The organism is Brenneria rubrifaciens (assembly GCF_005484945.1).
Taxonomy (GTDB): Bacteria; Pseudomonadota; Gammaproteobacteria; order Enterobacterales; family Enterobacteriaceae; genus Brenneria; species Brenneria rubrifaciens.
This window is the reverse complement of sequence record NZ_CP034035.1, coordinates 2,147,567-2,162,759: the sequence shown is the minus strand read 5'-3', so window position 1 is coordinate 2,162,759 and position 15,193 is coordinate 2,147,567. Positions and strand designations below refer to the sequence as shown.

The 15,193-nt window shown below is 52.0% G+C and carries 11 protein-coding genes and 1 pseudogene; 10 read left to right on the top strand and 2 right to left on the bottom strand.

Going from position 1 to position 15,193, the window contains the following annotated elements; genetic code table 11:
• Positions 1–17: 17 nt before the first annotated feature.
• The 5 genes and pseudogenes from msbA to EH207_RS09990 all read left to right on the top strand — a co-directional run.
• Positions 18–1,766, top strand: coding sequence for a lipid A ABC transporter ATP-binding protein/permease MsbA (msbA, locus tag EH207_RS10010; protein WP_137713875.1), 1,749 nt, complete (start codon positions 18–20; stop codon positions 1,764–1,766).
• A complete protein-coding gene (gene lpxK, locus EH207_RS10005) occupies positions 1,763–2,749 on the top strand; it encodes a tetraacyldisaccharide 4'-kinase (RefSeq protein WP_137713874.1) in 987 nt (328 codons plus the stop codon). The genes msbA and lpxK overlap by 4 nt, the downstream gene beginning before the upstream one ends.
• Positions 2,750–2,827: 78 nt before the next feature.
• A complete protein-coding gene (locus tag EH207_RS10000; protein WP_137713873.1) occupies positions 2,828–3,010 on the top strand; it encodes a Trm112 family protein in 183 nt (60 codons plus the stop codon).
• A complete protein-coding gene (kdsB, locus tag EH207_RS09995; RefSeq protein WP_137713872.1) occupies positions 3,007–3,759 on the top strand; it encodes a 3-deoxy-manno-octulosonate cytidylyltransferase in 753 nt (250 codons plus the stop codon). Before EH207_RS10000 ends, kdsB begins: the two co-directional genes overlap by 4 nt.
• Before the next feature lie 345 nt (positions 3,760–4,104).
• A pseudogene (locus EH207_RS09990) lies at positions 4,105–4,518 on the top strand (transposase); the annotation flags it as partial.
• A 243-nt stretch (positions 4,519–4,761) separates the two neighbouring features.
• Here EH207_RS09990 and EH207_RS09985 read toward each other — a convergent pair.
• A complete protein-coding gene (locus EH207_RS09985) occupies positions 4,762–5,148 on the bottom strand; it encodes a hypothetical protein (RefSeq protein WP_246048869.1) in 387 nt (128 codons plus the stop codon).
• 620 nt (positions 5,149–5,768) lie between these two features.
• Here EH207_RS09985 and EH207_RS09980 point away from each other — a divergent pair.
• Positions 5,769–6,662, top strand: coding sequence for a YcbJ family phosphotransferase (locus EH207_RS09980; protein ID WP_137713870.1), 894 nt, complete (start codon positions 5,769–5,771; stop codon positions 6,660–6,662).
• Positions 6,663–6,675: 13 nt separating this feature from the next.
• Here the strand turns inward: EH207_RS09980 and elyC are convergent, their stop codons facing one another.
• Positions 6,676–7,452, bottom strand: a complete 777-nt coding sequence (gene elyC, locus EH207_RS09975; protein ID WP_137713869.1) for an envelope biogenesis factor ElyC — start codon at positions 7,450–7,452, stop codon at positions 6,676–6,678.
• 170 nt (positions 7,453–7,622) lie between these two features.
• On the opposite strand from elyC, the gene cmoM reads away from it, so the two are divergent.
• The 4 genes from cmoM to mukB are packed head-to-tail and all read left to right on the top strand — an operon-like array spanning position 7,623 to position 14,875.
• Positions 7,623–8,408 carry a tRNA uridine 5-oxyacetic acid(34) methyltransferase CmoM gene (gene cmoM / locus EH207_RS09970; RefSeq protein WP_137713868.1) on the top strand — a complete coding sequence of 262 codons (786 nt, stop codon included), beginning with the start codon at positions 7,623–7,625 and terminating at the stop codon, positions 8,406–8,408.
• The gene (mukF, locus tag EH207_RS09965; RefSeq protein ID WP_137713867.1) at positions 8,405–9,730 is read left to right on the top strand and encodes a chromosome partition protein MukF; all 1,326 of its coding nucleotides are present in this window, start codon (positions 8,405–8,407) and stop codon (positions 9,728–9,730) included. Before cmoM ends, mukF begins: the two co-directional genes overlap by 4 nt.
• A complete protein-coding gene (mukE, locus tag EH207_RS09960; protein WP_137713866.1) occupies positions 9,711–10,439 on the top strand; it encodes a chromosome partition protein MukE in 729 nt (242 codons plus the stop codon). Before mukF ends, mukE begins: the two co-directional genes overlap by 20 nt.
• The gene (gene mukB / locus EH207_RS09955; RefSeq protein WP_137713865.1) at positions 10,436–14,875 is read left to right on the top strand and encodes a chromosome partition protein MukB; all 4,440 of its coding nucleotides are present in this window, start codon (positions 10,436–10,438) and stop codon (positions 14,873–14,875) included. Before mukE ends, mukB begins: the two co-directional genes overlap by 4 nt.
• Positions 14,876–15,193: the final 318 nt, after the last annotated feature.

The following is a 15,193-nucleotide window of genomic DNA, read 5'->3' as shown; positions in this document are numbered from 1 at the left end:
GGTTCAGGTTTTATTGCATGCTGAATGATAAAGATCTCTCCACCTGGCAGACATTCCGTCGCTTATGGCCGATGATCTCTCCTTTTAAAGCGGGGCTGGTTGTAGCCGCGATCGCACTGGTTGTTAATGCGGCTGGCGACACGTTAATGCTGTCTTTGCTTAAACCCCTGCTGGATGAAGGAATTGGTAAAGCCGATCGTTCGGTATTGCTCTGGATGCCACTGGTGGTGATTGGTCTGATGCTGATGCGTGGCGTCTCCGGTTTTGTTTCCGGTTATTGTGTGGCTTGGGTGTCCGGGCAGGTTGTGATGAACATGCGCCGCCGCCTGTTTGCCCATATGATGGGAATGCCGGTCGCTTTTTTCGACCAGCAGTCTACGGGAACGCTGTTATCCCGTATCACTTATGATTCAGAACAGGTGGCGGCGTCTTCCTCGGGCGCGCTGATTACGGTCGTCAGGGAAGGGGCGTCTATCCTCGGCCTTTTCATTCTGATGTTCTATTACAGTTGGCAGCTTTCTCTCATCCTGATTGTCATTGCGCCGACCGTGTCGATGGCCATTCGTCTTGTCTCCAAACGTTTTCGTATTATCAGTAAAAGCATGCAGGACACCATGGGGCATGTGACCACCAGCGCAGAGCAGATGTTGAAAGGCCATAAAGAAGTGCTGATTTTTGGTGGTCAGGACGTGGAAGCAAAGCGTTTTGACAAAGTCAGCAACCGCATGCGCCGACAGGGAATGAGATTGGTTTCCGCTTCTTCAATCTCTGACCCGATTATTCAATTGATCGCTTCTCTGGCGCTGGCCTTCGTCCTCTACGCAGCCAGTTTCCCCAGCGTGATGGAGACGTTGACGGCGGGGACGATCACGGTGGTCTTTTCCTCGATGATTGCGCTGATGCGTCCGCTGAAGTCATTGACCAACGTCAACGCGCAGTTTCAGCGGGGGATGGCGGCCTGTCAGACCTTATTTGCCATACTGGACACGGAGCAGGAGAAAGATAATGGCACGCTGGAGATTGATCGGGCGAAAGGCGACCTCGAATTTCGCAATGTCAGTTTTTCCTATCCGGGAAGAGAGAATCTGGCGCTGAATAATGTCAGTCTGCACATTCCTCCGGGGAAAACGGTCGCACTCGTCGGGCGCTCAGGTTCCGGCAAATCCACGATTGCCAATCTGATCACGCGCTTTTATGACATTCAGTCAGGCGAGATCCTGCTGGATGGACACGATCTTCGTGAATATACGCTGGCCTCGCTACGTAATCAGGTGGCGCTGGTTTCACAAAGCGTGCACCTGTTTAATGACACCATCGCCAACAATATTGCCTATGCCTGTAATGACCGTTATAGCCGTGAGGAAATCGAGCGTGCGGCGACAATGGCGTATGCGATGGATTTCATCAGCAAAATGGAAGATGGACTGGATACCATGATTGGCGAGAATGGCGTGTTGCTTTCCGGCGGTCAGCGTCAGCGTATCGCCATTGCACGCGCACTGCTGCGCGACTGCCCTATACTGGTGTTGGATGAAGCGACGTCCGCATTGGATACGGAATCTGAGCGGGCGATTCAGTCCGCGCTGGATGCATTGCAGAAAGACCGTACCGCGTTGGTTATCGCGCACCGCCTCTCTACCATTGAAAAGGCTGGCGAAATCCTGGTTATTGAAGATGGACGTATTATTGAGCGCGGCGATCATACTACGCTGCTGGCCAATAACGGTGCTTACGCACAGCTACATAAAATGCAGTTTGGCGAATGATTGAGCGTATCTGGTCGGGGCGTTCGCCGCTTTATTGGCTTCTGATTCCCTTTTCACTGTTATATGGGGGCATCGCCTATTTGATTCGCCATAGTTATCGGTGGGGCTGGCGTAAAAGCTGGCGTGCGCCGATACCGATAGTCGTGGTGGGGAATTTGACCATCGGCGGCAACGGTAAAACGCCGGTGGTCATCTGGCTGGTCGATCAACTGCAAAAAAAGGGCTATCGGGTGGGGGTGGTGTCCCGTGGTTATGGCGGCAAAGCGGAGCATTATCCCTTGCTGGTGGATAATGACGTCACAACCTCGCAGGCCGGTGATGAACCGGTGCTGATTTATCAACGCACGGGCGCGCCGGTTGCCGTTGCGCCCGTGCGTCGTCTGGCCGTGGAAGCGCTGCTGGCGCGCTATCCGTTGGATGTGGTGATTACCGACGACGGACTACAGCATTATGCTTTAGCCCGCGATATGGAGTTGGTAGTGGTGGACGGTATTCGGCGCTTTGGCAACGGCTGGTGGCTACCCGCCGGCCCGATGCGCGAGCGGGAAAGCCGGTTAGCTTCCGTGGACGCGATCATCGTGAATGGCGGTCTCCCGCGTGACGGCGAAATCGCGATGACGTTAATCGCAGGCATGGCGATTAATCTGCTTTCGGGGGAAAAGTGTCAGGTTGCGCGCTTGCAAAATGTCGTGGCGATGGCGGGAATTGGGCATCCGCCCCGTTTTTTTGCTACTTTGCGTCAGTCCGGCGTCGGCATTTCGCGTGAGATAGCTTTCGCCGACCATCAGGACTATCAGCCTGAGCAACTTAAACAATTAACGTCCGATGACAGGCAGCCGCTGTTAATGACGGAGAAAGATGCCGTGAAGTGCAGGGCGTTTGCCTGTGCTAACTGGTGGTATCTCCCGGTGGATGCGGCGTTGTCCGAGCCGCACGCGACGCAATTGCTTCGACAATTGGAAACCCTTTTGGGCGGGCATTAATTTAAAGACGGGGTGCTGGCTGAACGCGCCTGCGGTCCTATCATAACCTTGTTAGCTGGCTTCTATGATGGAGGAAGCATGGATCACCGTTTACTTGAGATCGTAGCCTGTCCGGTATGTAACGGACGTTTGTACTTCAATAAAGAAAAACTGGAACTGATATGCAAGGTTGATGGGCTGGCTTATCCCGTGCGTGACGGCATTCCTGTTTTGCTGGAAAATGAAGCGCGTACATTAGATGCTGATGAGAAGACGCAATGAATTTTAATGTCATTATTCCAGCGCGCTTTGCGTCGAGCCGTTTGCCTGGTAAGCCCCTGGTGGAGATAAATGGCAAACCAATGGTGCTTCATGTCATGACGCGGGCGCTGGAGTCGGGGGCCGAGCGGGTGGTTGTCGCCACCGACCATCCTGATGTAGAGGCGGCGGTCCGGCAGGCTGGCGGAGAAGTGTGTCTGACCAGTCCGGCCCATCACTCTGGGACGGAGCGACTGGCCGAGGTGATTGAACGTTATGGTTTTGCCGATGACGAAATTATCGTGAATGTGCAGGGTGATGAGCCTATGATCCCGCCGGTCATTATTCGTCAGGTTGCGGAAAACTTGGCTTCCTGTAGTGCTGGCATGGCGACGTTGGCGGTGCCGATTGAAACCAGTGAAGAAGCCTTCAACCCTAACGCGGTTAAAGTGGTCATTGATGCCGAAGGGTATGCGCTGTATTTCTCACGGGCGACCATACCCTGGGATCGCGAACGTTTTGCGCAATCCAGGGAGACTATCGGCGATCATTTTTTACGGCATATCGGCATCTACGCATATCGTGCAGGTTTTGTCCGGCGCTATGTCAGTTGGGCCCCCAGCCCATTGGAGCAAATTGAGCTGCTGGAGCAACTGCGCGTCCTGTGGTACGGCGAAAAAATTCATGTTGCCGCGGCAAAAGCGATTCCCAGCGTCGGCGTGGATACACCACAGGATTTAGCGCGAGTGCGGCAGATGATGGCGGGGCATTGAGGAGAGGGTATTCATCCTTATCCCGGCAGCCTCATTGTGAACGTGTGTCAGGAATAAATTATTTTATTTCCAATAGTCAATTTCATCAATTTGGATTCATAAAAAGATATAAAAAATTCCTAACGACATCTATAGGAAGATATATTGAATAAAGTCTGTGTTTTCGTTATTGAATTAAAGAGTCGTTAACTGATGACTTAAAAGCAAAGAACCATGAGGGATGCTGATAGGAATCAATCAGCATTGACCCCAAGGATGGGGCTTTTCAATATGTTATGTCATCAATTCTATACCCGTGATCATTGAAGATGCCTGATTTTATGCAGCTAAAAGATCATGCTCTCAAAACCGACGGGTGTGCCGCATCAATTTAATGAAGAAAAGCAGAAGCAGCTCATTGAATATTATGAAGATTTAAAGAAGACAGCAGGTGATGAGCCGAGACTGTTTATCGATGTCATTCATCCGACACAGGCGACAAAGCTTAGCTAGGGAGGGATACAGAAAAGGCATAAAAAGTCAGTTAAAATAACGGGAAGCCGAACTCGCCTAAATATTCTGGGTGTACTGAATCTAAATGATATCGGCGGGACGGTTATTCATGACTATAAAACGATTAATGACTACAATGTTACTCGTTTTTTTAATGAGATACGAAAACGTTATCTCGGTTATCGACAAAAAATCCACGTTATTCTGTATGGAGCGGGTTATCACCGAACCCAGTTCATTAAAGATTGGGCCTTTGTAGTGAAGATTGTGGGGAAAAGTTTTTTGTGCTCAAAACCGTAACGGTGCAGTCATTTTTCCATGCCCGGAATATTGAAGCGGAGAGTTTAGCGCGGTACAAAATAAACCGTGACTTCATGCATATGATGAAAGAAATTTTGAGATCAATCATTGATTAGATTTTTGTATGCTCAGCAGTGACAAATATTCTATGCCGGAAAGCGCGCTCCTCTTGACACATAAAACCAAACCTCTTCAATGTTCAAGGATATATTATTCTCTGTTAACCCCTCCGCTCTTCTGAACGGAAAAAGAAACAGTATATTCAGTATCATTCTGGGTTATATTAATAACACTATCTTTTCTTCTCCAAAACGCATTGCTATTATATTCACTCCAGATTTTATCTTCATATCTTTGAAACCCCAGATTTTCAATGTAGTTAACCAGTTCTGACTTACCGCTTGGGTTAGCATTAGAAAAAACCACACTATTGGTCATTGGCGTTGTTCCATCCGGTGAATTATAATAAATGATATAATCATCTGAAATAAATGGCATTTTCTTTATTTCATCAAAGGTAAATATATTATATTTAATATAATCATTTTTCGTATATGAAAAATCAACGTTAACGAATAAAACAGGAACAGTTACCACCACCCCCCCAAAATACTAATACCAGAACTGGCTTTTTTATAGAATTACTCGACCTCAATATAAACACCTCTTTCTACTCCTAGGTTATATCCTGTTTTATCGTCAATATGTATTAGTATTTAGCTTTTGTCTATATCACATTACGATGAGTAAAATTCGAACTTGAACATATCGATGATGCCGGATGTGATAAGTAAGTATACTCACCTACTGAATTAACGATCATTTGCAGGTACTACACCCTGAATCCTAAGGTTTATTGGGTATATGTCATCAGCTGTTTAGTCTTGATACAAGGTAGGCAGTTATTAACGGAAATCAGTGCAATAACGGGCCTCAGAAATACCGACTACCTTGGATTTAAAAGCGGTGATGATCTGGTGTTCAGTGAATCGAGCTTTACGCATAGTGATCTGCTCAAGGGGATATAATCAGTATGCTGGAAGATTTCTAAAAGTGTATGGTTCGGTGTACCGGGATACTTACAAGAGTGACTTCTTTGGGTGGGATAAGCAGTGGCCGCGGATGTATCTTTATTTGATCTGCATTGGTGAAATTGTCTTTTTCGGACCGCATTATAATAATTGAAGAAATTAGGCTCAGTAGAGGTTTTGCCGTTTATGGAACAGTTAAAGGCGGAATTAAGCACGGTGCTGGGGGAAAACCTAAGCCGTCTTGAGCGGATTAGCGAACAACCTTATGCGGATTTATATGCTTTGTACGATAGAAAAGGCAATGCGATTCCCTTGCTCGCTAAAAGTTATATTTGTCAAGGCATTGCGCAACAGGAAGCCTACAAGTTATCCATGCTGGCGCGTGAAGGGGATGTGCGCCTGCCGACGGTATATGGTCTGGTCATTACCCAACAACCGCCGTATAAAGAACTGTTACTGATTGAACGTCTGCGCGGCGTTTCGGTTGAAGCGCCGCCCCGTACGGCACAGCGCTGGACGTTGTTGATGGATCAAATCGTGGAGAACATGATGGCCTGGCATCGCATTGATAGCCACGGCTGTGTCGGCACTGTCGATAGCACGCAGGAAAATAACTGGTTTAGCTGGTATCAGCAGCGTCTGGAAGTGATATGGTCCACACTGCTCAATGTCACCGCCCCTCTGCTGACCCAGGCCGATCGCAGCCTGCTTTACCGTTCCCGTCAGGCATTGTCGGAATTATTTGATGATTTTAATGACGGTTGTGTGTTGGTACACGGCAACCTCTCGTTGCGCAGTATGTTGAAAGACGCCCGCAGCGATCAGCTACTGGCGATGATTAATCCGGGAATGGTGCTTTGGGCTCCCAGGGAGTATGAGCTCTTCCGGCTCTGTGAGTCAGGGATGCCGGAGCAGTTGTTATATCACTATATTAAGAAAGCGCCGGTTGCGGAATCTTTTATCTACCGCCGCTGGCTGTATGTCATCTGGGAAATCGCTTCCCGCTATATTCACACCGGGCAACTGGAGCGGCGGTCCTTTGATGTGGCCGCCCGCGAACTTTCGCCCTGGCTCGAATAGTCAGGCGGGCTTATTACTCCGCCGCGGGTTTTGTTCCTTTCAGGTTTTGCCAGATATGCCCCAGTGTTTCATACCAGGCCCGTTCGCTATGCGACAAAAAATAGGCTGAAGGGAAGATTTTTTCCCACGGGTTCAGCGCGGTGGTAATGGCCAATTGATTCGCCGGCGCTGGCATGGGACGAAGCCCTTCCGCCTGGAAAAAACGCATCGCCCGAGGCAAGTGACTTGCCGATGTTACCAGCCAGAAAGGTTGATTGCCGACGATTTTCGCCGTGCCGATCGCTTCTTCTTCCGTATCCCTTGCGGTATCCACCAGCACGATATCCTGCGGCGGAACCCCAAGGCTCTCGGCGACTCGCGCGGCGGTGCTGGCGCTGCTGACCGGATTGCCTTGCGCCGCCGCACCGGTAAAAATCATTTTAGCCCCCGGATTGGCGTGATAGAGGCGAATGCCTTCGGTGACCCGTGACAAACTGTTGTTAATGAGATTGGAACTGGGCGCCCAGTCGGGGTTATAGGTATAACCTCCGCCCAGCACCACGATATAATCGGCCAGTGGGCGATCGGGTTGCCAGGTGGGATAGCGTGTTTCCAGTGGCAGCAGCAGGCGATCGGCAATAGGCTGGATGCTGATCAGCGCCAGGGTAAGCCAGCTTGCCGAAATCAGCGTTTTGCCGGTGCGTTGCCGCTGTGTGAACCACAGGAGCAGCAAGCCTGCTCCCATCACCAACAGCAGTAATGGAAGAGGCTGTAACAGACTGCCGACAAATTTTTTAAGCGCGAAAAGCATAAAATGGCGTTCCTTTGGGTGAAAAAACCGCATTCGGGCAGATATTATGGGGTAAGACGATTTATTCTAAGTCAGGCTGTGCCAAAATGCAGTCTTCAACGGCGTCCGGCGAGCCGGATTGCTATGCGCTTTTTATTCGTCCTGAATCTATGACGCGGAATCATTGACCCATGCAGGATCGCAACTTTAACGATATCGCAGAGAAATTTTCCCGGAACATTTATGGCACGACAAAAGGCGCACTGCGACAGGCGGTGCTATGGCAGGATCTTGATGGTTTGCTCGCCCGGCTTCCGGCACGGCAATTAAAGGTTCTGGATGCCGGCGGTGGGGAAGGACATATGGCGTGTCGTTTGGCGGGTTTAGGACATCAGGTATTGTTGTGCGACTTATCCGATGAGATGATTCAGCGCGCTAAAGAGGCCGCCGCCGCGCAGGGTGTGAACCGGAATATGCGCTTTGTGCAAAGTGCGGCGCAGGATGTCGCGCAATATATGGATCGGCCCGCCGATCTGATATTGTTTCACGCAGTGCTGGAGTGGGTGGCCCAGCCACGGCAGGCGCTGGAAAAATTGAATGACTGTCTGTCTCCGGGGGGCGCGTTATCCCTGATGTTTTATAACCATCATGGTTTGTTGATGCGCAATATGGTGCTGGGTAATTTTGCCTATGTACAAGCCGGTATGCCCAAGCGCAAGCGGCGGTCGTTGTCACCGGATCATCCGCTGGCGCCTCAGCAGGTTTATGGCTGGCTTGAGGAGATGGGCTTGTCCATCAGCGGTAAAACGGGCGTGCGGGTATTTCACGATTATTTGCAGAATAAACAGCAACAACGTGATAATTTTGCCGAGATTCTTGAGCTTGAACAGCGTTACTGCCGGCAGGAACCTTTCGTGAGTTTGGGTCGTTATATCCATGTCATGGCGCATAAACCCCATTTGAAGGATGCATTATGAGTGATTTTTCCCAGACTGTACCCGAACTGGTCGCCTGGGCACGAAAAAATGATTTTTCCCTTTCCCTTCCCACTGAGCGCCTGGCTTTTTTACTGGCGATAGCCACACTCAATGGCGAACGTATGGATGGAGAAATGAGTGAAGGCGAACTGGTCGATGCCTTTCGGCATGTCAGTCAGGGGTTCGATCAAACGGACGAAACCATTACCGTCCGTGCCAATAATGCCATCAATGATCTGGTTCGCCAGCGGTTGCTCAATCGTTTTGTCAGTGAACAGGCGGAGGGCAACGCCATTTACCGCCTGACCCCGTTGGGAATCGGTATCACCGACTACTACATTCGTCAGCGTGAATTTTCCGCGCTGCGCCTCTCTATGCAGCTCTCGATTGTGGCTCAGGAACTTAAGCGGGCGGCGGAGGCGGCGGAAGAGGGCGGCGATGAGTTTCACTGGCATCGTAATGTCTTTGCGCCGCTGAAATACTCGGTCGCAGAAATTTTTGACAGTATCGATTTATCCCAACGGGTGATGGATGAGCAACAGCAAGGGGTAAAAGAGGATATTGCCGCGCTGTTGAATCAGGACTGGCGCGCGGCTATCAGCAGTTGTGAACAACTGTTGACGGAAACCTCGAGCACCCTGCGCGAATTGCAGGATACGCTGGAAGCCGCCGGCGACAAATTACAGGCCAGCCTGCTGAGTATTCAGGATACTATTCTCAACAACCCGCACAACCTGGAGTTTGTCGATAAACTGGTCTTTGATTTACAAAGCAAACTTGACCGTATTGTCAGTTGGGGCCAGCAAACCATCGACTTATGGATTGGCTATGATCGGCATGTTCATAAATTTATCCGTACCGCCATTGATATGGATAAAAACCGGGTGTTTGCGCAACGTTTGCGCCAGTCGGTGCAGAGTTATTTTGACTACCCCTGGGCGCTTACGTTTGCCAATGCCGATCGATTGCTGGATATGCGTGATGAAGAGTTGACGTTACGCAGCGAAGAAGTCACGGGCGAACTGCCGCCAGATCTGGAATATGAAGCGTTCAGCGAAATGCGCGAACAGTTGATCGCGTTGGTGGAGCAGTCGTTACAGAAATACAAAGCGCAGCAAATACCGCTTAATTTAAGCGATGTAATGCGCGAGTATCTTGCACAGTATCCTCGTTCCCGGCACTTTGATGTTGCCAGAATCGTGGTCGACCAGGCGGTGCGTCTGGGAGTGGCCGAAGCAGATTTCACCGGATTGCCCGCGCTGTGGCAGGTAATCAATGATTACGGAGCCAAGGTACAGGCCCATGTCATCGACAAATATTGAACATATCATGCCAGTCAGACTGGTTACCGCGCTGTCGAATATGCTATTTCCCGCGCTGGACAGTCAATTGCGGGCAGGCCGTCATATCGGCATTGAAGAGCTGGAAAATCACGCTTTCCTGATGGATTTTCAGGAAGAACTGGAATCGTTCTACAGCCGGTATAATGTCGAGCTGATTCGTGCGCCGGAAGGGTTCTTCTATCTGCGTCCGCGTTCCACCACGCTGATCGCCCGTTCAGTCTTGTCCGAGCTGGATATGATGGTGGGGAAAATTCTTTGCTATTTATACCTCAGCCCGGAGCGGCTGGCGCACGAAGGCATTTTCAGCCAGCAGGAACTGTATGAAGAGCTGCTCGGCCTGGCGGATGAAAGCAAATTGCTGAAGCTGGTTAACCAGCGCTCGACAGGCTCCGATCTGGATCGCCAGAAATTACAGGAAAAAGTCAGAACCTCCCTTAACCGCCTGCGGCGGCTGGGAATGATCTATTTTATGGGCAGCGATAACAGCAAGTTTCGGATCACCGAGTCGGTTTTCCGCTTCGGCGCCGATGTGCGCAGCGGCGATGATGCGCGCGAGGCGCAGTTGCGGATGATCCGCGATGGTGAAGCGATGCCTGTCGACGGTAATCTGTCACTGAAAGATGAGAGTGACGAGAACGATCGCCCAGACGATACCCCGCCAGAAAGTGTTGAGGATGAACAGGAATGATTGAACGCGGTAAATTTCGCTCGCTGACACTGGTTAACTGGAATGGTTTTTTCGCTCGCACATTTGATCTCGATGAACTGGTTACCACGCTGTCGGGAGGCAACGGCGCCGGAAAATCCACCACAATGGCGGCGTTTATTACGGCGCTGATCCCCGATCTGACACTGTTGCATTTCAGAAACACCACTGAAGCCGGCGCCACCAGCGGTTCCCGTGATAAGGGTCTGCACGGTAAACTGCGCGCTGGCGTGTGTTACTCCACGTTGGATATCGTCAACTCCCGTCATCAGCGCGTGCTGGTGGGCGTGCGCTTGCAGCAGGTTGCCGGCCGCGATCGCAAGGTCGATATCAAGCCGTTTGTCATTCAAGGATTGCCGACCGCGATGCAGCCGACGCAGTTGCTGACCCAGACGGTGGGCGATCGTCAGGCGCGGGTGCTTTCTCTACAGGAACTGAAAGAGCGCGTTGAAGAGATGGAAGGCGTTCAGTTTAAACAGTTCAACTCCATCACGGATTATCACTCCCTGATGTTTGATCTGGGCGTGGTGCCTCGTCGTCTGCGCTCCGCCGCCGATCGCAGCAAGTTTTACCGCCTGATTGAAGCTTCGTTGTACGGCGGTATTTCCAGCGCCATTACACGTTCATTGCGTGATTATTTGCTGCCGGAAAACAGCGGCGTGCGCAAAGCGTTTCAGGATATGGAGGCGGCGTTACGTGAAAACCGCATGACGCTGGAAGCCATTCGCGTTACCCAGTCCGATCGTGACCTGTTCAAGCATTTGATTTCTGAGGCGACCTCTTATGTGGCGGCGGACTATATGCGTCATGCCAATGAGCGCCGTATTCACCTGGACGGCGCGCTGGCGCTGCGCCGCGATCTGTTCAACAGCCGCAAGCAACTCTCCGCCGAGCAATATCGCCACGTTGAAATGGCGCGTGAACTCGAAGAGCAAAGCGGGGCGGAAGACGATCTGGAAACGGATTATCAGGCAGCCAGCGATCACCTGAATCTGGTGCAGACCGCGATGCGCCAGCAGGAAAAGATCGCGCGCTACAACGCGGATCTGGAAGAGTTGAGCTACCGCCTCGAAGAACAGAATGAGGTGGTTGAGGAAGCGCGTGAGCAACAGGCTGAAAATGAAGCCCGTGCCGACGCCGCCGAGTTGGAAGTGGATGAACTGAAAAGTCAGTTGGCCGATTACCAGCAGGCGCTGGATGTGCAGCAAACCCGCGCCATTCAGTACCAGCAGGCGCAGCAGGCGCTGGAGCGCGCCCGTACGCTCTGCCAAATACCGGATCTGACCCCGGACAACGCCGATGAATGGCTGGACAGTTATCAGGCGAAAGATCAGGAAGCCACAGAAATTCTGTTGATGCTTGAGCAAAAGCTGAGCGTTGCCGATGCTGCTCACAGCCAGTTTGAGCAGGCTTATGAGCTGGTTTGCCGGATCGCCGGCAGCGTAAGTCGCAGTGAGGCGTGGCAGGTCGCGCGTGACCTGTTGCGCGATAGCTCGTCACAGCGCTATCAGGCTGAGCGGGTGCAACCGCTGCGCGTGCGTTTATCGGAACTGGAGCAGCGCCTGGGCGAACAGCAAGACGCTGAGCGGTTGCATCAGGATTTTAACAAGCGCAGCGGTCAGGCGTGTGAGCCGGAAGCGCTGGATTCGCTTCAGCAGGAGTTGGACGCGAAGATTGAAACCCTGTCGGCGCTGGTGGCTGAGGCAGGCGAGCGCCGCTTGGCGTTGCGTCAGGAGCTTGAGCAGATCCAGCAACGTATTCAGCAACTGACGGCGCGTGCACCGATTTGGCTGGCGGCGCAGGAAATGCTGACCCAACTGAGCGATCAAAGCGGCGAAACATTTGACGACAGCCGTCAGGTGACGGAATTCATGCAGCAACTGCTGGAGCGTGAGCGGGAAACCACGGTGGAGCGCGATGAGATCGCCGCCCGCAAACGGCATATCGAAGCGCAGATTGAACGCCTTAGCCAGCCAGGTGGGGCTGAAGATCCGCGCTTAAATGCATTGGCGGAACGATTTGGCGGCGTACTGCTGTCGGAGATCTACGACGATGTCACGTTGGACGATGCGCCCTATTTCTCCGCGCTTTACGGTCCTTCGCGTCACGGGATCGTGGTTGCGGATCTGTCTTTGGTTCGCGAACAACTGGCGGGGCTGGAAGATTGCCCGGAAGATTTGTATCTGATCGAAGGCGACCCGCAATCGTTCGACGACAGCGTTTTTGCGGTGGAAGAGCTGGAACGGGCGGTGGTGGTGAAAGTCGCGGAGCGCCAGTGGCGTTACTCACGTTTTCCTGCGGTTCCGCTGTTTGGCCGCGCGGCGCGAGAAATGCGGCTGGAAAGTCTGCGTGATGAACGTGAGGCGTTGGCGGAACAGTATGCGACGCTCTCTTTTGACGTGCAAAAAACTCAACGTCTGCATCAGTCGTTCAGCCGTTTTATTGGCACCCATCTGGCCGTCGCGTTTGACGACGATCCTGAGACGGATATTCGTCGCTTAAATTCTCGCCGTAGCGAGCTTGAGCGGGCTATCGACAACTTTGATGGCGAAAATCAGCAGCAGCGCCAGCAGTTCGAGCAGGCAAAAGCGCTCAGCGCAATGCTGAACAGACTGATTCCTCGCGTTAGCCTGCTATGTGATGACACACTGTACGATCGGGTTGAAGAAATTCGCGCGGAGCTGGACGAAGCGGAAGCGTCGGTAGGTTTTCTTCAGCAACACGGTGCTACGCTGGCAAAACTGGAGCCGATGGTTTCAGTGCTGCAAAGCGACCCTCAGCAGCATGAGCAGCTCAAAAAAGATTATACGCAGGCGCAAAACGCGCAGCGTCACGCCAGGCAACAGGCATTTTCCCTGACGGAGGTCGTACAGCGCCGGGCGCACTTCACCTATACCGATTCCGCCGGGATGCTGGGTGAAAACGCTGACCTGAACGACAAGCTGCGTCAGCGTTTGGAACAGGCGGAAGCGGAGCGGACCAAAGCCCGTGAGCAACTGCGTCAGCATCAATCGCAGCTTACGCAATATAGCCAGCTCCAGGCATCACTGAAGAGTTCTTATGACGCCAAACGTGACATGCTGAAAGAGCTGACTCAGGAGCTTCAGGACATTGGCGTGCGGGCCGATGCCGATGCCGAGTCGCGGGCCCGTCAGCGCCGTGACGAGTTGCATGCCGCGTTGAGCGCGAATCGTGCGCGCCGTAACCAGTTGGAAAAACAGCTCACGTTTTGTGAAGCGGAGATGGATGGCCTGCAAAAGAAACTGCGTAAGCTGGAACGTGATTATCATCAGATGCGCGAGCAGGTGGTAACGGCGAAGGCAAGCTGGTGTGCGGTGATGCGTCTGGTTAAGGATAACGGCGTGGAGCGCCGTTTGCATCGTCGTGAACTGGCCTATATGGATGGCGACGAACTGCGTTCAATGTCGGATAAAGCGCTGGGGGCTCTGCGCCTGGCGGTGGCGGATAACGAGCATTTGCGCGATGTATTGCGCCTTTCGGAAGATCCTAAGCGGCCTGAGCGTAAAATTCAGTTTTACATCGCGGTATATCAGCACCTGCGCGAGCGTATCCGGCAGGATATCATCCGCACCGATGACCCGGTCGAAGCCATTGAACAGATGGAAATTGAGCTTAATCGTCTGACGGAAGAGTTGACGGCCCGCGAACAAACGCTGGCAATCAGTTCGCGCAGCGTGGCCAACATTATCCGCAAGACGATCCAGCGTGAACAGAACCGAATTCGAATGCTCAATCAGGGGCTGCAATCCGTGGCGTTTGGTCAGGTAAAAAGCGTGCGGCTGAACGTCAACGTGCGTGAAACGCATACAACCCTGCTGAATGTGTTGTCTGAACAGCAGGAGATGCATCAGGATCTGTTTAATAGTAATCGTCTGACCTTCTCGGAAGCGTTGGCGAAGCTGTACCAGCGTCTGAACCCGGAAATCGATATGGGACAGCGGGCTCCGCAAACCATAGGTGAGGAACTGCTGGATTACCGTAACTATCTGGAAATGGAAGTCGAGGTCAACCGCGGAGCCGATGGTTGGTTGCGCGCCGAGAGCGGTGCCCTGTCGACCGGGGAAGCAATCGGTACCGGGATGTCGATTCTGGTGATGGTGGTTCAGAGCTGGGAAGAGGAGTCCAAGCGGCTACGCGGCAAAGATATCTCACCGTGCCGTTTACTGTTTCTGGATGAAGCGGCCCGTCTGGACGCCAAATCAATCGCGACCCTATTTGAACTTTGCGATCGTCTGGAAATGCAGTTGATCATCGCCGCGCCGGAAAATATCAGCCCTGAAAAAGGGACAACCTATAAGCTGGTGCGTAAGGTGCATCAGAATCATGAGCACGTTCATGTGGTGGGTTTGCGCGGTTTTGCAGATGAACCCCCGGAAATTCAGGAACGGGCTTCTTAGCGTATGGTGGATACTACCCTGCATCGTTACCGGAAGCAGGGTAGTATTGTTTGGCGAAGAGCCGCGGCGACACGGAAAATAAAAGGCCCGCATTATAAGAAAAATACGCCGCTGTCGCTCGGGATTTTTCTAAATAATAGATTGATAATACAGTGTTTTATCAAGATGAAGTGGCGTTGGCTTTACCAAGTCGAACTGATCGGCGAGCCAGAAACATGATGCGGATCGTAGAGAATGACATTGTTCACAAAAGCTGCAAAGTTGAATGCTGACTGACGATCAATTAGACGTTCACCGACTGTTTTTGCCGGTGTAGTC